This is a genomic window from Shewanella sp. SM68, assembly GCF_025653925.1.
GTDB classification, from domain to species: Bacteria; Pseudomonadota; Gammaproteobacteria; order Enterobacterales; family Shewanellaceae; genus Shewanella; species Shewanella oncorhynchi.
This window is the reverse complement of sequence record NZ_JAKKRU010000020.1, coordinates 20,607-46,753: the sequence shown is the minus strand read 5'-3', so window position 1 is coordinate 46,753 and position 26,147 is coordinate 20,607. Positions and strand designations below refer to the sequence as shown.

Below are 26,147 nucleotides of genomic sequence, written 5' to 3'. Positions count from 1 at the left end.
CAACACTTGATAGTCCAAACGATATAGATCCCACAGGGTTTCATCGGCCATTAACTCAACCAGATCCGCGTCTCCATCGTACATGGCTCGCAATAACATCCCCGTATGCACCGCTTTTTCGGTGTTTTTGCGCCTAAATGACAAACTTTGGCTTTGGATGCGGCCGAGTGAATCACCGATCTGTTTACGCAGGTTTTTATCAAAGCGCCGGCTGGGATAACCACAGTATTTAGCAAACTCTGAAAACGACAGCTTTACCGTATTGGAAGAATAACCGTACTTACTGAAAACCAGCACAATACCGCACCACACCTTAAAATCGGTTTCGATATTCAGCCGTTGGCCCCTGACGGTAACCAGGTCGTAGCCTTCCTTTTGGCAGATATCGAGGCTCACCAGATCGTTACTGAGATCTTGTGCTTTGACATCACTGGCGTTAGTTCTGCGACCTACGGGCGTAAATACGCCTGTTCTGAGGAGAACATTAGGCTGCACACTGGTTGCGCTGCTGATAGTCAGGAGTTTACCGCGGTAAAGCGATTCGGTATCCGTGATGGGTAATAATGCGTTTTCTGATTGTTCCATGTGCGCTACTTATGCCTATAACCCAATTAGAGTACACCATGAAACCCATTTAGAATACACCTAATTGAGGTTTAGTATCGTCGTTTGATTTTTTGTAACGTACATCAAAGATTGCTTTGTAAATCCTTTCGAAACTTGAACTTAAATTCTTTTTGTTGGTGAAAATTTTACCCACTCGGCATACACCGCTGGTTATTTGTTGAACCCACTCGGCATACACCTAACCCCAAATTCACAACCCAATTAGAATACACTTTGGTAGTTTAGAGAGCAAAAAACAGGATATCGTGATCAGTTTTATTGAGCTGTGAGTAACTGCGGCATAGCCTGTGAAACGACCTATTTGTGATTTGCATATAAGTTATTGATTTTTTTATTTAATTTTTTGAAAACTTTGTTCTATGTAAAAAAGGGCTATTTACCCAATTAGCATACACCGCTTACCCAATTAGAATACACCACGAACCCAATTAGCATACACCGCTTACCCAATTAGAATACACCATTTACCCAATTAGAATACACCTACCTCTGCTGTAGCCCTTGGTGCCATTGGGCTATAGCGACTCTTGGATCTCTTTGGATCTTTTTGGATCTTAAAAGATGGATCTTATTGGATCTGAACTGTGCAAAACTTTTTAATTTTGCGGAGTAAAAACCCCTCCTGGGGGCTTCGCCCCCGCCGGCCCTTCCCCTCGCTTTGCTCGTTTCCGGCGTCCCCCAAAAGCAGCGGCTGCGCCGCGACCAAGGGCAAAGCCCTAGGTCGCCTAAAGGCTCCACCCTTACCCAAAAATGCCTCGCCATTTCCTGCCCTTGGCAGGGGCGAGATCTAAAAACACCGCTGTAAGTGAATTTTGTCTTCGACCATTTAACTATCTCAGTGCGGTTAACCCGTTACCCTGCGGGGCTAGTTCGCTACGCTCACGGTCTAGCAGAAAGATAAGGCGAAAGTCGACACTAAGCCTCCTAAATCAAGATTTGCGGCATTTTCCCTTTAAATGCCAATCGTTCTATAAATATCAAGATAACGATGCTTAAAACGCTTCCTAGGCGTTTTGGATGAGGCAGTTATGAAGCGAAAAAATAGGACGAAATCCCTTAAAACACTGCCATGTTTTTAGCGGAGGGTTTGTGATTTTTCTTTGCCGCTGAGTGAATGCCGGCTAGCGAAGTCTGCCGGTATGCGTGAAGTGGCCGGCTTGGGTAAGTTGAAAAAGTTACTAAATCAAATGCCATAAAGAAGCCAACGTAGAGGGGGTATGTCACTCCCTTTTAAGGGAGTGACATACCCCCAGGTGTGCTCCTCATGCGGGGGATGTTGGCTTCTTTTGGCATTTTAAGCGCGTGATAGCGGCCGCCGCTATTGCGTGCGAATTTGGCTTGCGGTAAAGTGACATTTCTTCCAGCGCATCTCTCGATGCTTCAATATTTCCCCTTAAGAAAAACCTTTTTTGCTCCCGTCCAACAGGACGTTTGTAGGATCACTGACTAGCACTCAGACTTGATGGCGGCGCTCAACAGAGACGCATCATTTGTGGCAATTGCCCTTAGCAACACTTGCTCAATACCCTCGTGGGTTCTTACCTGTTCTCGGCAGTAGGAACGAGCATTAACACTAAACTGACTTCCGAAATGGCCGCCTAGCGAATGCTGCAGGCCTATGTGTTGCTAATCCGCTAGAGCAAACTCTTTTCCATTGCTAATGCGCCTATTTGGCGCATTCCCCTTTTTGATTTTGTTACTTTTTCAAGGGGGTTTATGGCTTTCACTTTCTTTTTTCAGGCCAATAAATTTTTAAAGCAACACTGCGCCAGTTCATTCGCAACGAAATCGGAGCGGATTAAAACGATCCGTTTAGTCGATAAGCAATTGAGAGAATTAGGGTTTAAAAATCTGCAGTTGAAAGGGCTAAAGCCAAAACATATTGATGCACTGTTGCAAAAATGGCAGGCGGAAAACTTGTCTGCAGGGACAATTAAAAACCGGATGGTGCATATCCGTTGGCTAACAGAAAAAATAGGCAAAAAGGGCGTGATATCCCCGTCAAATTCGGATTTAGGGATCGATAAACGGGTGTATGTCACCAATGAAAATAAGGGAAAAACGCTTACCGAAGCCCAACTTAATGCGGTGTCAGATCCGTATATAAAAATGTCGCTACAGCTTCAAGCCGCGTTTGGCTTAAGGCGCGAGGAAGCGATGAAGATGATTGTTGATAAGGCCGTTCAAGGTGATCGTTTGCTGTTGGATGCGTCTTGGTGCAAAGGCGGTAGAGATCGCGCGATCCCAATTTTGACGGACGAACAGCGCCAACTATTAACACAAGCGAGCACGTTAACCCGTGGCCGTTCGCTCATTCCGCCGCAGTTAATGTATGTGCAGCAAATGAAACGCTACGAAAATACCTGCCTTAAGATTGGCCTCGATCGGGCGCATGGCTTGCGTCACCGCTACGCGCAGCAGCGCTATGTCGCGTTAACCGGTTTCGAATGTCACGCAGTATCTGGGGTCGCGGCAAGAAGGCTGTCAGAGGCGCACAGGGCGCTAGATAAAATGGCAAGGGCAATCATTACGCAGGAGTTAGGCCATGGCCGGTTGCCGGTCACGGCTGTTTATCTGGGTTCTTAGTGCTGCTACTATCAACTCAGTGCAATATCCAATTGGGAGGCGGGCGCCATGAGTACAATTCAGATTATCGGTTTTTTTCTTATTCTCGCGACCTTTGGCACGCTGATTTATTCGGGATACTTGTTATATACCCATAGCAGCTTACCTGATCAGTCTGGTAAGCCGCGTCTGCGTGGTAAAAAGCGTTAGTGCTTTTTTTCCTTCACTAACATATCGCTGGCGCTGTCATATACCCAATGCTCATTGGGGTCGAGTTGATGCTTTCCTAACATATTCGCAGCCCGAACGAGCCATTCCAGTACCTCGGGGGAATCCATTGTGTGATGACCTGGGAGCGCCAGTAACGCTGCTTTTAACGCTTGCTCTTCAGGAGTGAGTGCCATGTTAAATCCTCTTCATTTGGTCACGATATTATCTTCATCTCGTCACGGTAGTCGTCACTTGATTATGTTACGATTTCAATGTATATTGATTTTGTAACTTAATCAAGGGTGACATTTATGACAGAACAATCCAAGTCAAATAACCATGGTGGCGCTCGCCCTGGTGCGGGTCGTAAAACCAAGTATGAGAAGACGGTCGTGATGCGGGTGCCTGAGAAGTATCAAGAGGTGATCAAGGCGCTGATCACCCACTTAGACGATACCGCTTACCTCAATAGCCATTATAAAAATGGGCAGGGATCTGAGCCGGTGTATCTGCGTTCGCTCGATGACAATAAGCAGAATATTACCTTTAAAACCATGCCGTTCTAAGGAATGGCTGCACTTTTCTACCCCGTGAAACTGCGATGTTAATCGTCATCGATTTTTTGCAATGCAAAAATTTAGGGCTAAATGGGTGGGCAGTATTTGCCGTTTTTTAGCATCATTTTCGAGAGATAATTTTGCAATGCAAAAAACGTGAGCATGATTTCAGCATTAACGGTCATTCATGAGCGGCAAAATTACCCCTTTAGATAAGCATTTTTATCTTAGCGTAAGGGCAATTTGCATTGCTCCTTCATTGGGGGATTGTTAACATTAACAGCGCGGAAGAACATAAACTGCGCAGAGGTATATTATGAGTGAGCTACAACTATGGTCTATCTTGGCTAAATTTGCCCAACGCGCCAAAAGTGTAAAGTTAGATTTATGCACGAGGTAACAACTTGTTTTCAATATCAAATACACCTTAAACCTAAAAATTAAAAATTTGCCATAATCTCTTTAGAGATTTTGATAACCGACTTATGATAGTAGTTTTGATAGGTGATAAATTACTCTATCAAATTGTATACATTTTGATAGGGTGCATTTTTGACTTTTATCGCCCAACTGGTGTAAATTGAGCGAATCGAACGATTCGTTTAAAGGTGATAAATGAACACTCTTTCAGCCAATGAAGCAAAAATTCACTTTGGAGATTTGTTGCTCAAAGCTCAACAAGCTCCAATCCAAATTAATAAAAATGGCAAGCCTGTGGCCGTTGTTATTTCAGCTGATGCATACCAAAGTATCGAGACACTAAAATTACATTTGCTTCAATCCAAAGCGGTGAAAGCCATAACTGACATCAAAATGGGCAATTTGGTTGATGGTAATACCTTTTTTGATGAGCTGGCCGCAGGGCAGTATGACTAATGCCGGTAACTTATCATTTAACGCCCGATGCACAATCTGATCTGATAGGTATTCACCGCTTTACGTTAGCCCAATGGGGAACGACTCAGTCGAAGACCTATTTATCAGGACTTAGACAAACGATTCAACTGCTGGCTGAAACACCCACCCTTGGGAAAAATAGACCCGAGGTACGCATGAATGTGTTTAGCTTCCCTTATTCAAGTCATGTCATCTATTACATCCAACATGAGCATCAATTCGTTGTATTTGGGATCTTACATAAAAGTATGATTCCACTTGCACATCTCGCGGAGCGGGAAATTATTTGATGTAGTGAAATAGGGAGGGCACCATGAAAAATGATGTTCGGCGGCTATCTATTTTGTCAACTGATGAAATAGATGAACTGTTTGGATTACCTCATTTCTCAGATGATGATCGTCGATTATATTTTGACTTAAGTGCTAAAGAGCGCGAGCTATTCGACAATACCCGAACGTTTTCTGTGGCAGCCCATTTAGTATTGCAACTGGGCTATTTCAAAGCCAAACGGCAGTTTTTCAGTTATGAACAAGAATCGTCAGTACTAAATGACTTGGATTACATTGCCGCGCTGTACTTTCCCACCAAAACGCTTTCAAGACTGAAAAGTCCCTCAAGACCGATTAGGGCTGAACAACAACGAGCAATTCTTGATTTATTCCAGTATAAACAATGTGATAATGAGGTAAAAGTTGATTTGGAAGATAAAGCACAGCGGGTTGCGATGTTATCGACACAACCTATCTTTATCTTTCGTGAATTAACCCAATACTTAGCATTACACCGTATTGTCATGCCCAGTTATCGGTATATGCAAGAGATGATTGGTAGAGTGGTGGCTTATGAACGCACCCGTATTGCTCGATTACTTAGCACTTGCATGACTTCACTTATCGATCAGCAATTAGCGGCTTTGCTTCGGGCTGAGTCAGGAGTATTTCGCGTCAGCGCATTAAAACATGAAGCTAAAGATTTCAGTTATAAAGAATTGCGACATGAAGTCGCACGGCGGCAGTTTTTCCAGCCTCTACATGAGTTTGCCAAGCAGTTCCTCATAACAGCGGGGATCTCCAATGAAAGCGGCAAGTATTATGCTTCTATGGTTAAGTTTTATACCACTTATAAACTTCAACGCATGAAAAAAGAGACTGCTCAGTTATATCTGCTGTTTTTTGCTTTTCATCGGTTTCAGCAAATTAATGACAACTTAATTGAAGCATTGCTCCATTGGGTCGATCAATACGAGAAACAGGCCAAGCGTGCCGCTGAAGAAGCAATGAATAATGCGGTTACCAATGCAGCGAAAAATTTACAGGCTGCGGGTCATGTATTGAGCCTGTTTACGGATGACACCATCACCGATGACACACCTTTTTCCATTATTAAAGAAAAAGCCTATGCATTGCTTGAACAAGAGAGATTCCCATTAGTTGCTGATTACTTACGCAATATTGCTTTCGACAAAACGGCATTTGAATGGTCACATTACACAAAATTATCCGCCACATTCAAACGTAACTTAAGGCAACTTTTTACTGATCTGGATTTTGCCGGACGTGTAGAAGACTCTCCTTTGCTTGAAGCTATCGCGTTTTTACAAAACTTATTGCGCACAGAAAAATCACCAAGGCAAACTGACCCTAATTCATTTCCGACTGAGATTATTCCTAAAGGTTTACGCCGATATTTGTTTAGTAAAGAGGGCAAAACATTTAAAACGCTTGATGTAGATCGCTATGAGTTTTTGGTCTATCGCCTACTACGCAACTCACTGGAAGCGGGTGATGTGTACGTTAAACATAGTAATGAATTTCGCCGCTTTGAAGATGACTTAATAAGCGATCTTAGATGGCAGGATAAAGAACGAGTATTGCAAGATATTGGTGCACCCATTTTATTGGCCCCTATCCAAGATACTCTGGCTGTATTTCATACTATGCTAGCAGCACGTTATAGTGCGATTAACCAACATATTTCTGATGGGGTCAACAAACATATTAAAGTAATTGGGGCTGCCGAAAAGCGTCGTTGGAAGCTGCTTTATCCGAGCAGTGATGAATCCGTTAATAGCGATTTTTACAGCCAGTTACCAGGAATTGGTATTGCGGATCTACTGTGGTTTGTTGCGGGTAATACTGGATTTTTAAATGCATTTACCCATGTATTAGATCGTTATGTAAAGCATGAAGCTGATCCCCGTGAAATTTTCGCCTGTATTGTTGCGATGGGAACAAACATGGGGTTAGCAAAAATGGCTGAGGTTTCAGGCCTTAGCTCAGCATCAATGGCGGGGACATCAAGAAATTATCTACGCTTGGAGACATTACGAGCGGCTAATGATGCGATTAGTAATGCGACCAGCCAGCTACCCGCATTTCATCTCTATGATATTCAGGACACACTTCATTCAAGTAGCGATGGTCAGCGGATAGAAACGCAAATTAACACCCTTAACGCTCGATATTCTCCCAAGTATTTTGGTTTACAGAAAGGTGTCAGCGCCTACACGTTGGTTGCAAATCATGTTCCTATAAATGCAAAGATTATTGGGACTCACGAACATGAAAGCCATTACGTTTTCGATTTATTGCATAACAATACCTCTGATATAAAGCCAGAACGGCATTCCACTGACACCCATGGCACCAATCAGGTTAATTTTTGGATTTTGCATGCATTTGGATATCATTTTGCACCTCGTTATCGTGATTTGCATAAGAAAATGGATACGTTAGTCGGCTCACAACATCCCAATGAGTGTGGTGACTGGCTAATAAAGCCTGCCCGAAAAACCAACGATGAATTGATTGAACGTGAATGGCCCAATATTCAACGGATCATGGCATCGCTAGCTCAAAAAGATGTTACTCAAGCCACGATTGTTCGCAAACTCTCGAGCTATTCGCGTCAGAATCAGACCAAGAAAGCATTATGGGAGTTGGAAAACATATGCCGAACGCTATACATTCTCGACTTTGTCGACGATGTTGGCTTACGTCAATGTGTACAAAAAGCATTAAATCGTGGCGAAGCCTATCATCGTCTTAGACGAGCAGTTGCATTTGTTAACGGTGGAAAATTCAGAGTAAAAACAGAAGAGGAGCAGCAAATATGGAATGAATGCTCTCGGCTCATCACCAACGCGGTCATTTACTACAACACAGTGCTGCTATCTCGTGTCTATGAACAGAAGCAAACAGTAGGAGATCAAAATGCACTGGCTCAGCTTCACAGTATTTCGCCCGTTGCATGGCAGCACATCAATATGTATGGCAATTTTGAGTTTAGTCCATCAACCTCAAAAATAGATATCGATGCATTGGTTGCTCGATATGCTGAACCAGAATATTGGAAGCAAGCGCTGATTGAGAACGAGAATTCAAGTGAGTGATTTTAGAATTTAAAGCTAACTTTACATTTTTGGCGCGTTGGGCAAATTTAGCCATAAACAGCCGGTCGACTTTCGTAAATCCATTAATGGCTTATCGTTGCTGGTCGAGCAAGAGATGCAGCTCTCGCCATTTAGCGGCGCACTGTTTGTGTTTTGTAATCAGCAGCGTACCCGGTTAAAAGTACTGTACTGGGATAGCACCGGGTTTTGCCTGTGGTACAAACGGCTTGAAAAAGACAAGTTCCGCTGGCCACGGCAGATGCCTGGCAAAATACTGTCTATTAGCGAGCAGCAATGGCATTGGCTGTTGCAAGGTGTCGATATCCAAAAAATCACCGCCCATCAGCCACTGCATTACCAGAGTGTGGGCTGATATGACGATCGGCTATAAATCCTTATGATCGCATCCAAAACAATCTAAATCTTACCAAGCACTTAGCTAAATTGGCCGTTATAATGGCGGCCATGAAAAAGATACCAGACACCTTACCTGATGACGTTGCACTGCTCAAGAAAATGCTGCTTGAGCAGACGCAAAAGCTTGAGCGCAAACTGGCGCAAAAAGATAAACGCATCGCCAAATTAGAGCGGGTTAACCAGCAACTGTCGGACAAGTTGCAGCAGTTGCTGGAGCGTTACAACCTGAAGAAGTACCAGAAATTTAGCCCCAGCAGTGAAACCTATGAAGGTGAAGGCGAGGTGTTAAATGAGGCCGAACAGCTTATTGAAGACGAGTCAGTAGCGACAGAGCCAGATACTCAGACGACCGAGAGCGCTAAGAAAGCTGCTAAGCCACGCCGCCCACGGATTGCCCCTGAGCTGCCGCGCGTTGATGTTATCCATGACATTGACGATAAAACCTGTGCTTGCTGTGGCCATGCGCTACATCAAATGGGTGAGGAAGTCAGTGAGCAAATCGAGTTCGTACCGGCACAAATCCGGGTGCTCAGAAACGTGCGGCTGAAATACAGCTGCCGGCAGTGTGAAACCACGGACACCAAGGTCGACATTAAAATTGCCGATGTGCCACCGGCGGTTATCCCTAAGAGCATGACCACACCGAGTCTGCTTGCCCAAATCATCAGCAGCAAAATGCACTATGGCTTACCGCTTTATCGTCAGGAGCAGTTGTTTAATCAGGCCGGTATTGAGCTTAGCCGTCAAACGATGAGCCGCTGGCTGATAAGCTGTGCAGAGAAACTGAAACCGTTACTGGCGTTAATGAAAGCTGAGCTTCTGAAACAGCCCGTGCTGTGGGCAGATGAAACCACGGTTAATGTGCTGGATGTTGAGAAAAGCACCTGTTATATGTGGGTATATGGCTGTGGCTTAGAAAAAAGTACCGGCCCCAAGCTCGTGCTGTTTGATTATCAGGATAGTCGCAGCAGTAAACATCCCACCGACTTCCTGGCGGGGTTTAACGGTTATCTGCAGGTCGACGGTTATGCCGGATATGAGAAAACCCACGCAACCTTAGTCGGCTGCTGGGCGCATGCCAGACGCAAGTTCGTCGAAGCCCAAAAAGCGCAGGGCAAAGGCAAAACGGGTAAGGCCGATGTGGCCCTTAACCATATCCAGAAACTCTATGCGCTGGAGAGTAAATTAAAAACTGCGCCGCCTGATAAGAAATATGAAGCCAGGCAAACGCTAGCCAAGCCGTTGCTCGCGCAATTCAAAAGCTGGTTGGATAAATCAAGCGAGAGTGTCACGAAAGAAAGTTTACTGGGAGCGGCTATTACGTATAGCCTGAATCAGTGGCCCAAGCTTGTCCGCTATCTGGATGATGGCTGTCTGAATATCGACAACAATCGTGCGGAGCGCGCCATCAAACCGTTCGTGATTGGTCGCAAGGCGTGGTTGTTCGCTAATACCAAGACGGGAGCACAAGCCAGTGCGGCACTGTACAGCCTGGTCGAGACCTCAAAAATCAACGGACTGGAGCCGTATGATTACCTATGCCGCTTATTAACCGAGCTACCCAAAGCCAACACCCAAGAGAAACTACAGCAACTCCTGCCTTACTGATCACCAGCCACACCGCAAGGTGTGGTTGGCGTTACGCTTACCTCTGGTTGGTGATGATCCGCAGTAGTGCACTTTTCATAAAAATCGCCTGCAAAATATACATTAAATCAATATATATCAGATCAGTGCATATTGGTAGTGTCAAGGTTAAATAATAGGCAATTTTGTACTAGGTAGCGTTTTAATTTGATTATGGACTTTATGCTATACCGATAAATACACAGGAAATTTTTTTCACAAAAGTGTATGAATGTTGATAGAAGCAACAAGCTACCATCGAAGGGCGTTTCCAAAGATATTGGTATAACAGAGCATCGAACAGACTCAGTTGGAAAGGATCTCGCGTAGAAGCTCTATCATCTTCACGGATAACTCGCGTTTCCAACGATAAATTAGTTTGGGATTATGTAGGGTAACGTTGTTGTATCGTTATGTGATTTTACTCACTTAGCGCGGTGTACAGAACTACTGGATCAGATCAGTTTCAACTGACGTTCTGCCGTTGCACATTTTGCCCTGATGAGTTCGTTCATTGTTGTAAGACAGCCACTCATCCTGATCATTTTGCCGCGTCTCCAGCGTTTGATTAACTTGTTGCGAAAAGCCACCTGATAAAACTCGTTCAGGATCGCCTTATCAAACTGCTCGCAGATCCCATTCGTTTGCGGTGACATCGTTTTAGTTTTCGTGTGATCGATGCCACTACTAGAGTTGGTAATCATGACGCTCGAACTTGCAGAGTAGCACAGCCTATATCGATGTTAACTCTACACCTGACTCTGTCAATTTATGCGTATCAACATAGTGGCTGAAACGTGCTAATAAGAAGGTGAGTTTTGGATGAATGTACCTTTGACAAAATGGTCTGTTGGGTGCTGTATAAAAGTAGTCGATAAGCTCAGTTTTATTCGCTTTAAAATCCTTAAAAAAATAAACCTGAGTAATGACTGGCTGCTCAAAATCAGCTCTACAGGCATCTAATATGTTTACAGCCTGGTTATACTGAACCTCATCATAAGCGTATATCGCTGAACGATATTTACCACGCATTGAGTGGTTTGATGTGCTCGCGTGAGTATGTAAATGGATTTCGATCAAGGTTGATAAAGAAATAACAGTCGGATCAAAAACCACTTCAATGGCTTCGCTGAACTGAGCGTTGTCACCAATTGAGGCGATCCAACCTTGATTGACAGTAGCAATGCCAATAAGTGATGAAAATACGCCTTCGGTGCACCAGTGACAACCACCGCCTAAGCCGATTGTATTAAGGGTGGTTGTCGTATGCAAATTGCAAGTCTGTGTGGGCTGCTGCAAACTCATTGAGATGAGGGCAACTTCCAGTCTGGTCTGGGGAAGTGGCAGGTATAGCCATTTGGTCGGAGTTCCAAATAGTCCTGATGCATAGCCTCCGCTTCCCAAAAATCACTTGCAGGTTCGACTTCAGTCACTACTTTTCCAGGCCATAATCCCGAAGCATCCACGTCAGCAATGGTTTTTACTGCCTCAGCATGCTGTGCCTCAGAGGTATAATAAATGGCTGAGCGATAAGATGTGCCCTTGTCATTACCTTGTCTATTTACTGTACTAGGGTCATGAATCTGAAAGAAAAACTCTAAAATTTGTCGATAGCTGGTGATTTCATTATCGAACATTATTTCAATGCCTTCAGCATGGTTACCATGATTGCGGTAGGTAGCATTAGCCACTTCACCACCGGTATAACCTACTCGGGTTGAAGTGATACCGGGACGTTTGCGGATAAGATCCTGCATGCCCCAAAAGCAGCCACCGGCTAATACTGCGCGTTCAATTGCCATAATTAAATGTCCTCTACTTGGTCTAAATACTCTGCGTAACCTTTACTTGCCATTTCTTCCCTAGGAATAAAACGTAATGACGCTGAGTTAATACAATAACGTAGGCCACCCTGGTCTTTGGGACCGTCTGAAAATACATGGCCTAAGTGACTGTCGCCATGAGTTGAGCGCACTTCTGTGCGGGTCATGCCGTGCGACCTATCAGTGATTTCAATTACGTTGACAGAGTCTATCGCTTTGGTAAAGCTCGGCCAACCACACCCTGATTCATACTTGGCAGAAGACGCAAATAAAGGCTCACCTGACACGATATCCACGTAAATGCCGGGCTTGGTGTTCTTTAGCAATTCACCAGTCCCTGGACGCTCTGTACCATTTTCTTGCGTCACCCGATACTGCTCCTTAGTCAGAGCAGAAATCGCATTCATAGATTTTTGATAGGTATTCATAAATGTCCTCTTATAGAGTAGAGCCATGTGCCTTTCAGATTATAAGAGACCTTCTGTTTACAGAATTTATTTCACTTAGGCCGTTAACCCGAAAAAATGATCTGATCCAGTAGTTCTGTACACCGCGCTAAGTGAGTAAAATCACATAACGAGGTGCCTATGACAGCTAAAAAGAACTGCAAGACCTATACCGCAGAATTTAAGGCCCTCTAACTTATAGTTGTTTCGGATGCGGCTTATTTGTTTTTGTGCTCCAGTGCTGTAAGTGATGTGCCTACGATAAATATAGACACGACAAACAAGCCTAAATCTTTTAGCAAAAACTGGCCAGGAACCACAGAGATCGCAGGAAACCCAAGAGATGCCTCAAAAACACCGGGTGTAGTCAGCATGAACGACAATGTCGTAAAAAAGAGTCCGGTTGAAAGTACACCGCCCAAGATTGCGAGCTTAGGGGAGAAAACTCGTGCAGCGATTAACAGGCCAACTGAAATTTCAAGCACACCCAGAAAATTTGAGAATCCTTGAATGCTGAGGAAACTATACATCCATGAAAGCAGAGGGCTATTACTAACAAAACCATGTATACCGTTTGCTTCGTAGCTAGTGAATTTCATACCACCAAACCACAAATATATTATCGTCATGGCAACGTAGATGCCACCTATACCAAACTTAGTGACTTTTGCACCGAGATTATTACTAAGGATATTGGTAGTCTGGACACCATTTTCAATTTCGGGAATAGTCATCTTATATCTCCAATTATTTTTAGCCATGTGGACTCACTCTATGTAGCCCACTAAAATGATATGACTCTTGAGAAAAACTATATGTTTACTCGAGTCGAACCTAACTTAGGTAATTGCTGTAGTTGAGCACCAATGGATTAGACATCAATGCCTAGTGGTTGAACGGCCGGGAAGTCGACCTCGGTCTGTGTCACTTCGTTAACGTAGTTAGTGAAAGTGTTCAGGGCAACAGCCAACAGAATATCCACTACATGTGCATCACTGTAGCCAGCGTTCAGCACCGCTTGGACCTGGTCATTGCTGACTTGCCCGCGCTGGCGGACTACGGCGGCAGCAAAACGCACGGCTGCGTCGGCCTTAGGGTCATTTGATGCACCGCTGCGGTTGGCAGTGAGTTCAGCATCATCAAGCTTGGCCACCTTACGGCCTAGGAAGGAATGGCCAGCAAGGCAATAATCGCAGCCGTTGATCTCAGCGACGGCTAGGGCAATACGCTCAAGAGTCGCTGTACCCAAGCCGCCCTGTGCTGATGCTGCGCTCAATTGCAGGTAGCCAGTCAGCGCAGCAGGGCTGTTGGCAACGACGCGGAACATGTTAGGAACGCGGCCCAGTTGTTTTTCCACAGCCTTGAGTGAGGTATGGGTAGCAGTAGGCGCGGCGTCGATTGTGGTAGGGGTGTTCAAACGTGACATAAATTTCTCCTAGTGATTTGAAAGACAGCACGCTGTATTGGCGTGGAATAAATTGTATTTAAGAAGGTTCTGCTTGATAATCCGTTGCTATCAGACAGCTCATCTTCACGTCTTGCGCAGTCGCCATTTCAGTGCCACTACACACCTTCGTTGACGTCACGCCGTCCTGATTTCTAAGGAGGTCTTCGAGACTCCAAAAACACCCTCCGGCAACGATCACATTATTTATTTTTCATAAAGCCTCCTTGGTTTTTATCTATTTACTAATGGAACTGAATTTACAGCATGTAAAATAGATATAACATGCTCAATAGTTCGTATAATGTGACTTATTAGACAGTTTACGTAGGGGCTATGTATGGATGCAGACTTTGGATATCAGATTAAAAGAGTTGTGAAATTAAGGGTTCACGAAAAACTGCAAATATAGGGCAAATCAGATTGTCTATACCCATAATTTAGAGCGCCCGAGCATCAGGAACTCACTGAAAGCAGACGTTTCTGAAAATAAACAAGGCACAGCGCTTGAAAATTTCGAGACATCAACGTTTTGCCAAAAGGCTAAAAATGCGTGCACTACTCATTTCGCATTTAAAGAGAGCATCGGTTATTAGGCAATAACGATGTGGCCAAAATTTGTCGACCACTACACTATCTCGTAAACGAGTTTGATAGACGTCAACTAGTACGTATTTTTAGTGTAAGGTCATATTAATGCACGATGCTAAACTCTGCTGTGAGCTAGGTAGGATGTATAAATACCATAAATATTTCAATGCTTTACTTTTTAAAGCTCAAGTGAGTTACTCAGTTCCGACTGTTGGTGGCAGATTTGGAATCTCGCGATTTGTCTTAAATGTCAGCCAAGCAAGTCTCTCGCTAATAAAGTGTTGACTATCCCTGACAAAGTAACAATTTCTTGCCATAATCAGACTTAAGCACTTTACTTAGAGTGTATGTGCGCCGCTTAATGCATCAATGCTGCTAATTCCCTGATTGACATCAATCACTTTGTTTCCTGTTTGATACTCTGAGATAAACAAGATCGAATGATGCAAAAGGGGACTATTTAAATACTGAGGGAACAAATGGCAGTAGATTTGAGCATAGAAACCGCTCTGCTCCTAGAGCGCTGGCAAGGCATTGTAAACTCGATGGCTCAAGTCGCGGAAGTGCCTTGTGTGCTGATTAATCGATTAGATAAAAACGAAATTTGTCAGGCTGTTGGCAGTGTGTCAGTACCAACTTTTTATTGCGGTGAACCTGTTCCATTGGCACTTAACACTTATTGTTCCCAAGTCATTTCCAGTAACCAGCCATTACTAGTTGAAAATGCAATCGGTACCCGATATGAAAACAATAACCCAACATTTGCAGCAGGCTTTAGTTATTACTATGGCCTGCCATTGCTTTGGCCTAGCGGAAAAACTTTCGGTACTTTGTGTATGTTGGACTTTTCAAGCCCAGATCGGGCATCACAACACTGTTCCTTACTCACACTTTTTAAGCAGGCCATTGAATACGATTTACAGATGCTTCAACAACAGCAAGATCTGCTAAAGCGTGAGCAACAAGCAGACAAAAAATTTATACAACTATTCAATGAGATGTCAAATAGGATAAGACCGGTAACTAATAATAAGTTGCTTCAATCTGAGTTGTTTGTACTTTTGACAAGCCAATACCAATACTGGCATCAGGAACTGGATAAGCAGCTTAATCAAACCGTCCTGACTGATGAAAACTCCATTCATATAGCGGCACTGGTTCGAATTTGGTCAAATTTGTTGGCGATTGCCCATGAAACAGAATGGTTGAGAGCTACGGCAGTTCTAGAACCTTATAGTTGTGATGCTGTTGCGTCACTGGTCAATGCAACTCCATTATTAGAACAAGCAGTGTATAAAACAGCGCTGACCCTTGGTGCTGATCTCGTTTTGAGGAGTCATTTGCCTAATCCACTGTTACTAAGTGGGAAACCAGAGTTATGGTCTCTGATAGGACTAGCTATCACGAGCTTTTTAGTTGTTGGCGCCAGCGGTACAAGTATAACTATTTTTGTCAGTAACCGATTAAAAGGTAAGTACAGAGTTTTGGAATGGTCCCTTCTTGTAAAAGGCCAGACGATGCCGCTGCGTTTTACCCGCGATAATCAAGCGCTTTATGGTTTTGCAACAGTATGTGCCGAGTTAGCGGGTGCTGTTCTTGAATCTGGTGAGTGGCAATTAACTGAGAGTCTTCAGCAACAGAGTCGTTATCTCAACTCAAATCGTGATCACGTTGACGACATTGAAAGCAGGAATGCTTCAAGAACTGCTAATGGCATAACCAGGCTTATCTGCTTATCGATACCGGTGATGGGAGACGATTTATAAACACTCAGCGATGATCAGCGAAGTTGTGTTTTAGTTTTCTTGTTGGCACTACATCCGGTATGGCGGCCTTTAATCTGAGAGTGACACTTGGGATAACTGAAAAACTGGCTGTGATTCTGCTGAACGGAGCTTGGTGCTAAGCATGTTGGCGTCATTCAAAGCAAGGTCAACACTGCTATTAACGTTTACGATTATCTGACGGACGTGCTGCTGCGCGTCAACCAACATCCAGTAAGCAAGGTACATGAACTAATGCCGAAGTTACGGAAAGCTCAGTTCGAAAGCGCATTACAGCGTTCAGCTCTATTTAGCAATCCCGATGCTTCGGTAAAATAAGCCACGGAAAATGCTCCGGAGGCCGCATGCACACTAAATAGATGACGTTAGACGAAGAGTTGGATTTAAACGAGCAAATTATAGAGCCTGCGACCGGAAAAGCCAAAAGTTTATAAATACAGCTAAAACTCAAATCAAGCAGGCGAATATTGTACAAAACAATACCATTGCTACAGAGATAACTTCAAGTCTGACAGATCTATGCTAGAGTTAAATCAACGATTTAATTCATTTTTCTATGCAGGATCTTTGAAAAATGCAGTAGAAAAACGGAGAAGTACATGACCTTTAGTTTAGCTCAAACAGCTAGTGCAGAAACCACACTAAAAGCACCTGCTGAAGCAGATCAGAACCTGCGGGATATCACTGAACTGGCGTGTTATATCTGTGATGCACCAGTGGCTATGGTGACGCGAACCGATGACACAAAGCTGAATCTAATTGCAAAAGTTGGTATTTCGCGTACCTCTGTATTAATTAAAGAGTCCTTTTGCGTGTATGCAATGGAAACACCTGATGCGGTAATGGTGGTCCCTGACGCTACTTTAGATCACAGATTCAGTACCAATGCTATGGTGATTTCAGGACCTGGCTACCGATTTTATGCTGGCTCGCCGCTGATTGATCCCGAAGGTGCAGTGATTGGTACTATTTGTGTCTATGATCATGTTCCTAAGCAGCTGAACCAGCGGCAGATAAGCTCTTTGCAGGCTCTGTCCAGACAAGTGATCGCCATACTGGAGCTGAAAAAAGTCGGCGAACAATTACATAATACCAGCATGACGGATGCGCTGACAGGGGTGAACAACAGAAGAGCTTTTGACCTCAAGTTTGAAGCTGAATTTGCTCGCTGGCAAAGAACAGGACAATCTTTTGTACTGGCATTGATTGATATTGATCACTTTAAGAGTTTTAACGACAGCTATGGTCATGCCGCAGGAGATGAGGCACTGAGTCAAGTCGCGGCTCTGTTTCAGCGCCATAGCAGGAACTATGACTTTTTCGCCCGTTATGGTGGTGAAGAGTTTGTGCTGATCCTGCCAGGCACAGACACAGCGTCCGCAAATAAAACACTGGAAAAGTTAAGGCTGGTAGTGGCTAACCATGAGTGGTTATTACGACAATTAACGGTCAGCATAGGTTTGGCCAGCGCTGATTTATTTGACGACAAAAAGCAGTTGCTCGAAGTCGCCGATCAGATGTTATACAAAGCTAAAACCCAAGGCCGCAATCAAACCAGTGTGTTCGCCACACTGTAAGAGATCTGTTCATGCTGCGCTGATCTCAAGACCTCATAAAAACTGAGGTCTTGCTTCGGTCGATAAGCTGGTCTGATATTGGCATTATTTATTCCTTTCAAATACATGGGTAATGCGACTTACACAGATTTTTTATGCTCTCTTGGACTCCATGTGAAGGAGATCGTCACATTCTTTACATATAGAAAATAGAGTTCTTTAGCCAGCTGCAATTTCAGATTAACCGATTCGGTAAGCTTTCTGCATTTCCGGAGACAACTTTTTTAGCCAGCTTGAGAGACTGAAGCCTTTTCTATCGGTACTATTTAATTTAGTAAAATACAGATGTTCATCCCAGCGAGGACCGAAATCTACTTCTGCAAGACTTACAAGCTGTTTGTTTCTGCGAAGACGATGCTTTTGATGGTAATCTTCGGCGGGCCAAAAATAACCATTTTGTTCTCCGGCCTCAATCACCTCGGGAGATTTCTCCTTTCCAATCGCTTGAATCAGTTCTTCAGCTACTTGTTTTTGCTCCAGATCAAAAACAAAAAGTATCTGGCGATACTGGCCCTGCTTTCTACCATGAACAGACCATGATTCAAAACTTCCAAGAAGTTCCCTGTAGCTGATTTGGTCTTTATCGTAGATCACTCTGACGACTTCGGCGTGTCCGTTGATGTTGCGGTAACTCGGATCCAGAGTTGATGCTCCAGCGTAGCCAACACGTGTTTGCACTACTCCCTGCGTCCCTCCAAAATTAGAATCCGGTCCCCAAAAGCAACCCATGCCGAAAACCGTTTGACTAAGCTTCCCGATTTTCAATGCTTCTTCGATTGCTTCAGGGGTTGCAAATTCATAGCTTTCAACACCGTCTTCTTTATTCATTTTTAGATCCGACATATTTTTCACCTAACTTTCAAAAATTGAAGCCACTCCCATTCCTCACGCCGTGCAAACGACGATAAGACCACGTTTTCCAACACCAGCTTGATGAAGTATCTTTGCTAAAACTCCGCAGCATGTTTCTTGGTAACACAACTGCGGAAAATTGCTGTAATCATTGATCTTACTGCTTATTAAGTTATTAATAATTCTAAAAAACTCATTATTTCATTGAAGCTTCCAACCACCTGTCAAGGTCCTTGAACTTGGGGTTTCTCAGCTTCTTTGTCCCAACCACTATTGTCGGGAAATTCAGCTTTCCGTTCGAATAGAGGGAGCACAGTTCATCAGCAGCCGCGTCGTCTTCATGAACATCCAAAAAAACAAACTGGCTCCCTTTTTCTTGCAAGTACGAATGGTAAATCTTGGTTTTATGGCAGTCTTTATGACCGAACAGCTTAATCAACACGAACGGCTCCTTTTTTCAAAAGGTTCACTTTCATAAACCCCCTCGATTTAAAAATTATTCTACAAACTTCAATGACTCCGAGTTAATACAGAATCGGACCCCTGATGGCTCAGGACCGTCTGGAAAAGCGTGCCCCAGATGGGCTTCGCACACATTGCATAGCACTTCGATTCTGCGCCCGAAGGTCGTATCCAGTTCATATTGAATTACGTTGTCTGCGACTGGCTCAGAAAAACTCGGCCATCCCGTTCCCGAATCGAACTTTAGGTTCGAGTCAAAGAGTTCGGTGTCGCAGCCCACACAGGCGTACCTTCCAGCTTCATAAAATGAACAGAGTTCTCCGGTGTGCGCGCGTTCGGTGCCTTTCATCCGCATGACCCGAAATTGCGCTGGCGTCAGAATTTCTTTCCACTCTTCCTCGCTCTTTTCTACTTTTTTGGGAGGCGCGGGAGTGCCGTTATCCAGGTAGTTGTAAATGCTTTTCCAATTGAACATATATTTGCTCCTTTATTTTAGGGTTCACTCTTTAGCTATCAATCCACGAGAAGAAGTCTGTAGCACTACCAATGAATTCTCCATCCACAAAAACTTGCGGTACAGTTTGGAGATTTGTTCTTTCCTTCAACTCCAGGTAAGTCTTCGGATCGTCGTCTACGCGAATTTGTTTGAAATCGACCTTTTCAGCAGTTAGGTAATTCTTCACGCGTGCGCAAAATGGACAATGGTCTTTCGTATAAATAACAACATTCTTAAGTGCTTTCATTTTTTCCTCGTTCATTTGGTTCATGATTTAGTCTCTTTCAAAATGGCAAGAGTATCCGCTGGGATTCCTCTGCAAATAGTTTTGGTGATATGCCTCAGCGTCGTAGAATTCTTTTTCCAGGGTGACGGTCGTGACCACTTCATTCTCGAAGCGACCGATCTCATTGACCTCATCAATCACGTTTTCGATAATCGCTTTCTGTGCATCGTCACGATAGAACGCTGCCGAGCGATACGAAGTGCCAACATCATTTCCTTGGCGATTCTTCGTAGTCGGATCATGGATTTTGAAAAAGTAATGTAGAATCTCTTCGAGAGATATTTCGTCTTGGTCGTATTCCACGCGAACCGCTTCGGCGTGCCCCGTTTTCCCTGTTATAATATCGGCGTAGGTAGGATCATCAAAATCTCCGCCAGAGTAGCCCACCTTCGTTGACGTCACACCGTCCAGACTCCTAAGGAGGTCTTCGAGACCCCAAAAACACCCTCCGGCAACGATCACATAATCTAGTTTCATAAAGCCTCCTTAGTTTTCATCCACTTACTGATTAGACTGACTTTACAGCATGTAAAATAGATATAATATGTTCAATAGTTCGTATAACATGACCTATTGGACAGTTTACGTAGGAGCTATATATGGATGTTCTCAGTGAAATTTTAGATAAGGTAGAGCTTACTAGCAGCTACTGGTATAGAACCTCATTTGCGGGAGACTGGGGCATCAGCCTCCCGCAGGAAGAGAATCTAGCGAGATTTCACATCGTGACTCATGGCGAGTTTTGGTATGAGGTGCCAAAACTTAAACTTAAAGCATTGGCGGAGCAGGGCGATATTTTGATCTTTTTCAAAGGGATGGAGCACACCATGGCCAGTGCACCAAAAATCAAGGCCGAGCCTGCGGTCGAATTTAGAGCTAAAGCCAACCTCACCGAAGCTCAAGTTTTGGAATACGGTGATCAGAGCAAGCTCAAAGCCAACGTCGTTTGCGGACATTTTTGTTTTAATGGCGGACCCGATCATCCATTCTTAAATTCGCTGCCAAATGTCGTGCATATCAAGAGTGCTGATAACTCCCACTCGCCTTGGCTTGCCATGCTTTTAAGTATTATAGAGCAGGAAGCAAAATCAGGGCTTCCTGGAAGCAACACGTTAGTCAGAAAGCTGACCGAAATTATCTTCGTGCAAGCGTTAAGAATCCACATGTACAAATCCAATAAAAATGCTGGATTCTTCAAACTGATCGAAAATCCGCAACTCAGCAAAACCTTGGAAGCTATTCATCATAGTCTCGATAAAAAATGGGGTCTTGACGATCTCGCCGGGATTGCGGGGATGTCGCGTACGAACTACAGCGTCAAATTTAAGGAGCTGTCAGGCATGACACCTCTTGATTATTTAACCTATTGTCGGCTTGAAAAAGCAAAGCAGCTGCTTAAAGAATCCGGTAAGTCTGTTCCCGAAGTGAGTGAAGCCATTGGGTATCCGGCACATGAACACTTTCAAAAGTTGTTTAAGAAAAAAATTGGCAAAACTCCTAGCGCGTACAGAAAAGAAAATTCTGAAAAGGTGTAAAAATGAATATCTATAACTCTCCTGTTACCAAAATAGCTTTCTGGGTCATAGTCATTGGTGGTGCGGCTTGCCTGCTTATCCCTTTGTTTGCACCTCTTCTTCCGCTGCAATATTTGAAAGGTTATGGCGAAATAGGAGATGTTCTTGGAGGTATTTCAAGCCCATTTGTACAAATTCTGGGTTCAGTGCTTCTCTTTCTGGTGTTAAAAGCTCAGATTGACGCTAATGGCATCCTCCATCAGCAAATCGAAAAGGAATATACGAAGGAGCAACTGAGGCACGAGTTGAATCAGCTTCACGAACTTTATATGTTCGTCGAAAGAAACATTAAAAATTTTAGCTACGATCAGGAAAAGATGATTGATGGCAAGTCGCAAATGATCCTTTTGCATTCCCGGCGAGCGATTAAATGTTTCATTGAGGATCTAGAGAGCTTAGATGTTGATATTCACAAAGATGACGACATTTTAAGGTTCGACGGGGTTAAAGAAATTATGAGCATTTTGAACAGCGTTGACCTATATTTCGACAAAATCAAAGACAGCGAGATTGCACCTTATCATAAGAGTTTTTATAAAACGCTTATGCAGCACGAACTTCTCTTCAGCGTTTTTCCTTATCAAGATCTCGACAATCAAGCGTACCTAAAACAAGAGCATTGCCCAGAGTGTGGTGAATATCATGCAAATTATCCGCCACTGATTTATGACCGGTTACAGAAAATTAAAAAAAGTTTCTCCTGATGTATTATGGATATTTATTCGGTATCGGTCCTACCAAAAAGCTATTTGTAGTATCTCGAGTACGTGCTGTGGTGTAGTAATTCCAATCTTAGAAAACTCAAAGCTTATTCTGAAACTATCGGAATTGTCGGTTGGGTGAGACTTAGTCGCCCCGTAAAGCCTTATCGGGGCGGCAAAGATAACTTTTTATATCACTGCTATTGATGACGTCCTTTGTTTACTAAAGTTGTAAGCCCTTATTCTTTGTTTTAGACCTTCAACCACTCCGGGCTTGTCACTAGGAGAGTCCCCTTGGCTAACCTTAGCCGTCAGATCGTATTCAGCGATTTCTAGCCGGTCCCCCTGAATCATTTTACGCCAACCGTTCCACAACTTAGGGTCAAGCTCTTCGGTACGCCAACCATCGGTCGGTTCGCTCCGACTCGCTAAAGCCAGATCCCTGATTTGGTTCTGGAGCGTTAGATCGTCAATCATTGTTCAGCGCCGTACAAAAATGCTATTTTGTTCATACTCAATGCGTTTGTGGGTTTGGTTTGTTTGGCGACTGATCTGATCGCGCAAACTGCATTGAGTTCCCTTACCTGAGTGATCTACTATTTCGCACAGTTATTTAGCTTTATCGTAACGCTCAAGAAATTGGGCTTAATGCCGAATACAATAAAATAAAACAGCCAACCCTTGAGGCTCTTATGCGCCAGAATTTACCAGTGACGGGTCGAAACTTAGAACTCCCAAAAGATACCAATATTCTTTCGACTACCTCCCCTCAAAGCCATATCACGCACGGCGGCCGCAAAAACTGAGTGCAACACCTGACCTTTCCGGTACGGTGCTGCCACTATGTCCTATCACGAACTCAGTATCCCCGAACGTGCGACCCTTCAACTCGGCCTTGCCCAAGGTTTCAGCCAGCGGCGAATTGCCCGGATGCTCGGCCGCTCCCCCTCGACCATCAGCCGGGAGCTGCGCCGCAACCGGGCCCCTGGCACCCGCTACCAGGCCTGTGCTGCCCAGCAGCAGATGCAGGTCCGCCGCCAGGTCTGCAGGCCTCAGTGCAAGCTGCTGCCGGGCAGTGAGCGCTTCGAGCTGGTCGTCCATATGCTGCGTGAGGGTTTGTCTCCCGAGCAGATTGCCGGCAAGCTGCGCAGCATGAACATACCCAGCCTCAGAGAGGCCTACGTCTGCCGCGAGACGATCTATAACGCGATCTACGCCCTGCCGGTCGGTGGCCTGCGCAAGGAGCTGATCATCTGCCTGCGCCAGGGCAAGACGAGTCGCAGGCCGCGCTCTGGCGGCGTCGATCGGCGCGGCCAGATCCCTGAAATGCTCAGCATCCACGTGCGCCCGCCGGAGGTCGAAGACCGGCTGATGCCAGGCCATTGGGAGGGCGACCTGATCAAGGGCAAGGCCAATGCCTCGGCGGTGGGCACCTTGGTGGAGCGTACCAGCGGCTACCTGATGCTGATCAAGATGGCCGACGCGACGGCGACCTCGGCGCTGGAGGGCTTCAGTGCGGCGCTCAATGGCATGCCGCTGGCGGTGCGCAAGAGCATGACCTACGACCAGGGCCGGGAGATGGCGCGGCACGCCGAGATCACCCAGCGGACCGGGGTGGCGATCTACTTCTGCGACCCGCACAGCCCCTGGCAACGCGGCAGCAATGAGAACATCAATGGACTGATCCGCCAGTACCTGCCCAAGGGCACGGACTTGTCGGTGCATAGTCAGGAAGCCCTGGACGCCATCGCTTTGCAACTGAATATGCGACCGCGCAAACGCTTCGACTTCAAATGCCCGATCGAGGTGATGGGCGAAGTGATGCAAGAAGCCGTGGTGATGCGGCATGATGCTCCCGCTTCAATTCAATAACCGTGTTGCACTCAGATCCTGCAACCAGCTATTATGATGGACACACCAAATAACTCACTGCATGAGGCAACCCATGAAAAAGCAATTAAAAATAATTCTGCTCGCGTCCCACCTGGCTCTGTTTGGCGCGGGAGTTGGGCTAGGGATCTATATACTTCCGATTTTGACAGCACAAGAAAACGCCACCATCGCCGAAATTGAAGAAGTGCAAAAGGTGGCAAAGTATAGCGGAGAGTTCAAGAAAGATCAGAAAGGCAGCGACGCCCTTCACTGGGCGAATGGACAACTTTTTGTTACGGATAACGAAATTGTATTTAAAGGTGATGTAGCACCTGGTCCAGACTACAAAATTTACCTGACAAAGAAACAAGCCACCGACAAAGAATCGTTTTTGGACATAAAGAAAGAAGCAATTCTGATTGGCGAATTGAAAAACTTCGGGAATTTCAAGAAAACCATTCCTGCAAGCGTCAACGTCAACGAGTTTACAACGGTCCAAATATGGTGCGAGCATTTCTCTAAGTTCATCGGCTCCGCAAAATATCAGTAAACAAGCTTAAACTTGGATCTTGCCTGTTCACGAATAACATGCGCCTCATGCCAATGGAAATTAAAGTCTTGCCGGGCATGAGGCCTCCCCTCCACGTCTAGATTCTTGAAGTCAAAATTGACCTCAACCGACCCTCAGACACTGACTACGATGCCTGCATACCCTGAAGCGGTTCACCAGATGGGCTTGCGACAGAGATAAGTACGCGCCAACCTCAGATGCCGCTAAGGCTCTATACGCCGCCTTATCGGAATGGGTGGAATTTTGCGCGCGAGCGTCTAATGTTATCCAAGAGCGAGGGCTCTGATTAGTCCCGTCTCCCATGAAGATTCGCAGACTAAGACCCCTATTAAATCTGTAACATTTCGCTAGTTGGGGTCGTCTCAGAATTCGGAAAATAAAGCACGCTAAGGCGTAGTCACCCCGTGACTCCCCCGCGCCGATGCAGCGAGCTTCGTTCCGTCTTGCAGTGACGCAATCAGCGGGCAGGAAACGTTCCCTTTCCGCGCATGGCAGGCGCACACCAGTTCAGACAGCACGGCCTCCATGCGTGCCAAGTCGGCCATCTTCTCGCGCACATCCTTGAGCTTGTGCTCGGCCAGGCCGCTGGCTTCCTCGCAATGGGTGCCATCCTCCAGCCGCAGTAGCTCGGCGATTTCGTCCAGGCTAAAGCCCAGCCGCTGGGCCGATTTCACGAACCGCACTCGTGTTACATCCGCCTCGCCATAGCGGCGAATGCTGCCATAGGGCTTGTCTGGCTCCGGCAGCAGGCCCTTGCGCTGGTAGAACCGGATGGTCTCCACATTGACCCCGGCCGCCTTGGCAAAAACGCCAATGGTCAGATTCTCAAAATTAATTTGCATATCGCTTGACTCCGTACATAACTACGGAAGTAAGCTTAAGCTATCCAAACCAAATTTGAAAGGACAAGCGTATGTCTGAACCACAAAAGTCTGAACCACAAAAGTCTGAACCACAAAAGTCTGAACCACAAAAGTCTGAACCACAAAACGGGCGCGGCGCGCTCTTCGCCGGTGGGCTGGCCGCCATTCTTGCGTCGGCCTGCTGCCTGGGGCCGCTGGTTTTGATCGCCTTGGGGTTCAGCGGGGCATGGATCGGCAACCTGACGGTGCTGGAACCCTATCGCCCGATCTTCATCGGCGCAGCGCTGGTCGCGCTGTTTTTCGCCTGGCGGCGCATCTACCGCCCGGCGCAAGCCTGCAAACCGGGTGAGGTCTGCGCGATTCCCCAAGTGCGAGCTACTTACAAGCTCATTTTCTGGATCGTGGCCGCGCTGGTCCTGGTCTCGCTCGGATTTCCCTACGTCATGCCATTTTTCTATTAATCACAGGAGTTC

Annotated in this window: 30 protein-coding genes and 2 pseudogenes; 15 read left to right on the top strand and 17 right to left on the bottom strand. The window is 45.3% G+C overall.

Going from position 1 to position 26,147, the window contains the following annotated elements:
• Positions 1-585 (bottom strand): RepB family plasmid replication initiator protein (locus L5M40_RS21715; protein ID WP_263257238.1); only part of this gene is annotated, 585 nt, incomplete at its 3' end.
• 1,758 nt (positions 586-2,343) lie between these two features.
• On the opposite strand from L5M40_RS21715, the gene L5M40_RS21710 reads away from it, so the two are divergent.
• Positions 2,344-3,213, top strand: a complete 870-nt coding sequence (locus tag L5M40_RS21710) for a phage integrase N-terminal domain-containing protein (RefSeq protein ID WP_263257237.1) — start codon at positions 2,344-2,346, stop codon at positions 3,211-3,213.
• A gap of 48 nt (positions 3,214-3,261) precedes the next feature.
• Positions 3,262-3,402, top strand: a complete 141-nt coding sequence (locus L5M40_RS21705) for a hypothetical protein (protein ID WP_242326490.1) — start codon at positions 3,262-3,264, stop codon at positions 3,400-3,402.
• Here L5M40_RS21705 and L5M40_RS21700 read toward each other — a convergent pair.
• Positions 3,399-3,596, bottom strand: coding sequence for a hypothetical protein (locus tag L5M40_RS21700; RefSeq protein ID WP_263257236.1), 198 nt, complete (start codon positions 3,594-3,596; stop codon positions 3,399-3,401). The two genes, L5M40_RS21705 and L5M40_RS21700, sit on opposite strands and share 4 nt — an antisense overlap.
• 117 nt (positions 3,597-3,713) lie before the next feature.
• Between L5M40_RS21700 and L5M40_RS21695 the strand changes: the two genes are divergently transcribed.
• The 6 genes from L5M40_RS21695 (at position 3,714) to tnpC (ending at position 10,275) form a co-directional block, all read left to right on the top strand.
• Positions 3,714-3,968, top strand: coding sequence for a hypothetical protein (locus L5M40_RS21695; RefSeq protein WP_259216245.1), 255 nt, complete (start codon positions 3,714-3,716; stop codon positions 3,966-3,968).
• Positions 3,969-4,574: 606 nt separating this feature from the next.
• The gene (locus L5M40_RS21690) at positions 4,575-4,835 is read left to right on the top strand and encodes a type II toxin-antitoxin system Phd/YefM family antitoxin (protein WP_011787805.1); all 261 of its coding nucleotides are present in this window, start codon (positions 4,575-4,577) and stop codon (positions 4,833-4,835) included.
• Complete coding sequence (locus L5M40_RS21685) at positions 4,835-5,146, top strand: type II toxin-antitoxin system RelE/ParE family toxin (RefSeq protein WP_099458567.1); 312 nt, start codon at positions 4,835-4,837, stop codon at positions 5,144-5,146. Before L5M40_RS21690 ends, L5M40_RS21685 begins: the two co-directional genes overlap by 1 nt.
• A gap of 23 nt (positions 5,147-5,169) precedes the next feature.
• Positions 5,170-8,250 carry a Tn3 family transposase gene (locus L5M40_RS21680; RefSeq protein WP_011787830.1) on the top strand — a complete coding sequence of 1,027 codons (3,081 nt, stop codon included), beginning with the start codon at positions 5,170-5,172 and terminating at the stop codon, positions 8,248-8,250.
• Between the two features lie 37 nt (positions 8,251-8,287).
• Positions 8,288-8,623, top strand: a complete 336-nt coding sequence (tnpB, locus tag L5M40_RS21675) for an IS66 family insertion sequence element accessory protein TnpB (RefSeq protein ID WP_192937895.1) — start codon at positions 8,288-8,290, stop codon at positions 8,621-8,623.
• A gap of 92 nt (positions 8,624-8,715) precedes the next feature.
• Positions 8,716-10,275, top strand: coding sequence for an IS66 family transposase (tnpC, locus tag L5M40_RS21670; protein WP_099458459.1), 1,560 nt, complete (start codon positions 8,716-8,718; stop codon positions 10,273-10,275).
• 465 nt (positions 10,276-10,740) lie between these two features.
• Here tnpC and L5M40_RS21665 read toward each other — a convergent pair.
• The 7 genes and pseudogenes from L5M40_RS21665 to L5M40_RS21635 all read right to left on the bottom strand — a co-directional run.
• Positions 10,741-11,010 (bottom strand): annotated as a pseudogene (locus L5M40_RS21665) (IS481 family transposase); the annotation flags it as partial.
• Between the two features lie 15 nt (positions 11,011-11,025).
• Entirely contained in the window at positions 11,026-11,565 is a 540-nt protein-coding gene (locus L5M40_RS21660) for a peptide-methionine (S)-S-oxide reductase (RefSeq protein ID WP_041413416.1), read from the bottom strand.
• Positions 11,566-11,594: 29 nt separating this feature from the next.
• Positions 11,595-12,095 carry a peptide-methionine (S)-S-oxide reductase MsrA gene (gene msrA, locus L5M40_RS21655; RefSeq protein ID WP_011711652.1) on the bottom strand — a complete coding sequence of 167 codons (501 nt, stop codon included), beginning with the start codon at positions 12,093-12,095 and terminating at the stop codon, positions 11,595-11,597.
• A gap of 2 nt (positions 12,096-12,097) precedes the next feature.
• Positions 12,098-12,544, bottom strand: coding sequence for a peptide-methionine (R)-S-oxide reductase MsrB (gene msrB, locus L5M40_RS21650; RefSeq protein ID WP_011711653.1), 447 nt, complete (start codon positions 12,542-12,544; stop codon positions 12,098-12,100).
• Between the two features lie 236 nt (positions 12,545-12,780).
• Positions 12,781-13,296 carry a YkgB family protein gene (locus L5M40_RS21645; RefSeq protein WP_011711654.1) on the bottom strand — a complete coding sequence of 172 codons (516 nt, stop codon included), beginning with the start codon at positions 13,294-13,296 and terminating at the stop codon, positions 12,781-12,783.
• Positions 13,297-13,433: 137 nt separating this feature from the next.
• Positions 13,434-13,889, bottom strand: a complete 456-nt coding sequence (locus L5M40_RS21640) for a carboxymuconolactone decarboxylase family protein (RefSeq protein WP_258011845.1) — start codon at positions 13,887-13,889, stop codon at positions 13,434-13,436.
• A gap of 157 nt (positions 13,890-14,046) precedes the next feature.
• On the bottom strand, positions 14,047-14,208 hold the full coding sequence (locus tag L5M40_RS21635; RefSeq protein ID WP_223290059.1) for a peptide-methionine (S)-S-oxide reductase: 162 nt from the start codon (positions 14,206-14,208) through the stop codon (positions 14,047-14,049).
• A gap of 868 nt (positions 14,209-15,076) precedes the next feature.
• Here L5M40_RS21635 and L5M40_RS21630 point away from each other — a divergent pair.
• Together L5M40_RS21630 and L5M40_RS21620 are read left to right on the top strand one after the other, a co-directional pair.
• Positions 15,077-16,363 (top strand): GAF domain-containing protein, encoded by a 1,287-nt coding sequence (locus L5M40_RS21630; protein ID WP_000257537.1) that lies wholly within the window; start codon positions 15,077-15,079, stop codon positions 16,361-16,363.
• A 617-nt stretch (positions 16,364-16,980) separates the two neighbouring features.
• Positions 16,981-17,958 carry a sensor domain-containing diguanylate cyclase gene (locus L5M40_RS21620; protein WP_002119794.1) on the top strand — a complete coding sequence of 326 codons (978 nt, stop codon included), beginning with the start codon at positions 16,981-16,983 and terminating at the stop codon, positions 17,956-17,958.
• 219 nt (positions 17,959-18,177) lie between these two features.
• On the opposite strand, the gene L5M40_RS21615 is transcribed toward L5M40_RS21620, so the two are convergent.
• The 5 genes from L5M40_RS21615 to msrA (L5M40_RS21595) form a co-directional block, all read right to left on the bottom strand.
• Positions 18,178-18,825: a peptide-methionine (S)-S-oxide reductase MsrA gene (locus L5M40_RS21615; RefSeq protein WP_223846397.1), complete on the bottom strand. Its 648-nt coding sequence runs from the start codon at positions 18,823-18,825 to the stop codon at positions 18,178-18,180.
• Between the two features lie 220 nt (positions 18,826-19,045).
• Entirely contained in the window at positions 19,046-19,291 is a 246-nt protein-coding gene (locus L5M40_RS21610) for a glutaredoxin family protein (RefSeq protein WP_011711656.1), read from the bottom strand.
• A gap of 54 nt (positions 19,292-19,345) precedes the next feature.
• A complete protein-coding gene (gene msrB / locus L5M40_RS21605; protein ID WP_005403705.1) occupies positions 19,346-19,786 on the bottom strand; it encodes a peptide-methionine (R)-S-oxide reductase MsrB in 441 nt (146 codons plus the stop codon).
• 31 nt (positions 19,787-19,817) lie between these two features.
• Positions 19,818-20,078 carry a glutaredoxin gene (locus L5M40_RS21600; protein WP_005403706.1) on the bottom strand — a complete coding sequence of 87 codons (261 nt, stop codon included), beginning with the start codon at positions 20,076-20,078 and terminating at the stop codon, positions 19,818-19,820.
• A 3-nt stretch (positions 20,079-20,081) separates the two neighbouring features.
• A complete protein-coding gene (gene msrA, locus L5M40_RS21595) occupies positions 20,082-20,570 on the bottom strand; it encodes a peptide-methionine (S)-S-oxide reductase MsrA (RefSeq protein WP_069785042.1) in 489 nt (162 codons plus the stop codon).
• Positions 20,571-20,692: 122 nt separating this feature from the next.
• Between msrA (L5M40_RS21595) and L5M40_RS21590 the strand changes: the two genes are divergently transcribed.
• Both L5M40_RS21590 and L5M40_RS21585 read left to right on the top strand, forming a co-directional pair.
• Entirely contained in the window at positions 20,693-21,628 is a 936-nt protein-coding gene (locus L5M40_RS21590; protein WP_002123001.1) for an AraC family transcriptional regulator, read from the top strand.
• Between the two features lie 2 nt (positions 21,629-21,630).
• Entirely contained in the window at positions 21,631-22,371 is a 741-nt protein-coding gene (locus tag L5M40_RS21585; RefSeq protein ID WP_011711659.1) for a hypothetical protein, read from the top strand.
• 186 nt (positions 22,372-22,557) lie between these two features.
• Here L5M40_RS21585 and L5M40_RS21580 read toward each other — a convergent pair whose 3' ends face one another.
• Entirely contained in the window at positions 22,558-22,845 is a 288-nt protein-coding gene (locus tag L5M40_RS21580; protein ID WP_004911214.1) for a hypothetical protein, read from the bottom strand.
• Positions 22,846-23,211: 366 nt separating this feature from the next.
• Between L5M40_RS21580 and L5M40_RS21575 the strand changes: the two genes are divergently transcribed.
• Both L5M40_RS21575 and L5M40_RS21570 read left to right on the top strand, forming a co-directional pair.
• Positions 23,212-24,240: an IS30-like element ISShes10 family transposase gene (locus tag L5M40_RS21575; RefSeq protein ID WP_011711660.1), complete on the top strand. Its 1,029-nt coding sequence runs from the start codon at positions 23,212-23,214 to the stop codon at positions 24,238-24,240.
• A 73-nt stretch (positions 24,241-24,313) separates the two neighbouring features.
• A complete protein-coding gene (locus L5M40_RS21570; protein WP_011711661.1) occupies positions 24,314-24,790 on the top strand; it encodes a DM13 domain-containing protein in 477 nt (158 codons plus the stop codon).
• 407 nt (positions 24,791-25,197) lie between these two features.
• Here the strand turns inward: L5M40_RS21570 and merR are convergent, their stop codons facing one another.
• Positions 25,198-25,653, bottom strand: a complete 456-nt coding sequence (gene merR / locus L5M40_RS21565) for an Hg(II)-responsive transcriptional regulator (protein WP_001166628.1) — start codon at positions 25,651-25,653, stop codon at positions 25,198-25,200.
• A 40-nt stretch (positions 25,654-25,693) separates the two neighbouring features.
• Positions 25,694-25,840: a pentapeptide repeat-containing protein gene (locus L5M40_RS22655; protein ID WP_371131454.1), complete on the bottom strand. Its 147-nt coding sequence runs from the start codon at positions 25,838-25,840 to the stop codon at positions 25,694-25,696.
• On the opposite strand from L5M40_RS22655, the pseudogene merT reads away from it, so the two are divergent.
• Positions 25,788-26,135: pseudogene (merT, locus tag L5M40_RS21560) on the top strand (mercuric ion transporter MerT); the annotation flags it as partial. The gene L5M40_RS22655 and the pseudogene merT sit on opposite strands and share 53 nt — an antisense overlap.
• Positions 26,136-26,147 lie beyond the last annotated feature (12 nt).

What these genes read in the sequence shown, in the direction of transcription:
- L5M40_RS21710 (WP_263257237.1), top strand. Translation starts at nt 2,344, where the DNA reads ATGGCTTTCACTTTCTTTTTTCAGGCCAATAAATTTTTAAAGCAACAC.
- L5M40_RS21705 (WP_242326490.1), top strand. Translation starts at nt 3,262, where the DNA reads ATGAGTACAATTCAGATTATCGGTTTTTTTCTTATTCTCGCGACCTTT.
- L5M40_RS21700 (WP_263257236.1), bottom strand. Translation starts at nt 3,596, where the DNA reads ATGGCACTCACTCCTGAAGAGCAAGCGTTAAAAGCAGCGTTACTGGCG.
- L5M40_RS21695 (WP_259216245.1), top strand. Translation starts at nt 3,714, where the DNA reads ATGACAGAACAATCCAAGTCAAATAACCATGGTGGCGCTCGCCCTGGT.
- L5M40_RS21690 (WP_011787805.1), top strand. Translation starts at nt 4,575, where the DNA reads ATGAACACTCTTTCAGCCAATGAAGCAAAAATTCACTTTGGAGATTTG.
- L5M40_RS21685 (WP_099458567.1), top strand. Translation starts at nt 4,835, where the DNA reads ATGCCGGTAACTTATCATTTAACGCCCGATGCACAATCTGATCTGATA.
- L5M40_RS21680 (WP_011787830.1), top strand. Translation starts at nt 5,170, where the DNA reads ATGAAAAATGATGTTCGGCGGCTATCTATTTTGTCAACTGATGAAATA.
- tnpC (WP_099458459.1), top strand. Translation starts at nt 8,716, where the DNA reads ATGAAAAAGATACCAGACACCTTACCTGATGACGTTGCACTGCTCAAG.
- msrA (WP_011711652.1), bottom strand. Translation starts at nt 12,095, where the DNA reads ATGGCAATTGAACGCGCAGTATTAGCCGGTGGCTGCTTTTGGGGCATG.
- msrB (WP_011711653.1), bottom strand. Translation starts at nt 12,544, where the DNA reads ATGAATACCTATCAAAAATCTATGAATGCGATTTCTGCTCTGACTAAG.
- L5M40_RS21645 (WP_011711654.1), bottom strand. Translation starts at nt 13,296, where the DNA reads ATGACTATTCCCGAAATTGAAAATGGTGTCCAGACTACCAATATCCTT.
- L5M40_RS21640 (WP_258011845.1), bottom strand. Translation starts at nt 13,889, where the DNA reads ATGTTCCGCGTCGTTGCCAACAGCCCTGCTGCGCTGACTGGCTACCTG.
- L5M40_RS21630 (WP_000257537.1), top strand. Translation starts at nt 15,077, where the DNA reads ATGGCAGTAGATTTGAGCATAGAAACCGCTCTGCTCCTAGAGCGCTGG.
- L5M40_RS21620 (WP_002119794.1), top strand. Translation starts at nt 16,981, where the DNA reads ATGACCTTTAGTTTAGCTCAAACAGCTAGTGCAGAAACCACACTAAAA.
- L5M40_RS21615 (WP_223846397.1), bottom strand. Translation starts at nt 18,825, where the DNA reads ATGAATAAAGAAGACGGTGTTGAAAGCTATGAATTTGCAACCCCTGAA.
- msrB (WP_005403705.1), bottom strand. Translation starts at nt 19,786, where the DNA reads ATGTTCAATTGGAAAAGCATTTACAACTACCTGGATAACGGCACTCCC.
- L5M40_RS21600 (WP_005403706.1), bottom strand. Translation starts at nt 20,078, where the DNA reads ATGAACCAAATGAACGAGGAAAAAATGAAAGCACTTAAGAATGTTGTT.
- msrA (WP_069785042.1), bottom strand. Translation starts at nt 20,570, where the DNA reads ATGAAACTAGATTATGTGATCGTTGCCGGAGGGTGTTTTTGGGGTCTC.
- L5M40_RS21590 (WP_002123001.1), top strand. Translation starts at nt 20,693, where the DNA reads ATGGATGTTCTCAGTGAAATTTTAGATAAGGTAGAGCTTACTAGCAGC.
- L5M40_RS21585 (WP_011711659.1), top strand. Translation starts at nt 21,631, where the DNA reads ATGAATATCTATAACTCTCCTGTTACCAAAATAGCTTTCTGGGTCATA.
- L5M40_RS21580 (WP_004911214.1), bottom strand. Translation starts at nt 22,845, where the DNA reads ATGATTGACGATCTAACGCTCCAGAACCAAATCAGGGATCTGGCTTTA.
- L5M40_RS21575 (WP_011711660.1), top strand. Translation starts at nt 23,212, where the DNA reads ATGTCCTATCACGAACTCAGTATCCCCGAACGTGCGACCCTTCAACTC.
- L5M40_RS21570 (WP_011711661.1), top strand. Translation starts at nt 24,314, where the DNA reads ATGAAAAAGCAATTAAAAATAATTCTGCTCGCGTCCCACCTGGCTCTG.
- merR (WP_001166628.1), bottom strand. Translation starts at nt 25,653, where the DNA reads ATGCAAATTAATTTTGAGAATCTGACCATTGGCGTTTTTGCCAAGGCG.
- L5M40_RS22655 (WP_371131454.1), bottom strand. Translation starts at nt 25,840, where the DNA reads ATGGCGGCCAGCCCACCGGCGAAGAGCGCGCCGCGCCCGTTTTGTGGT.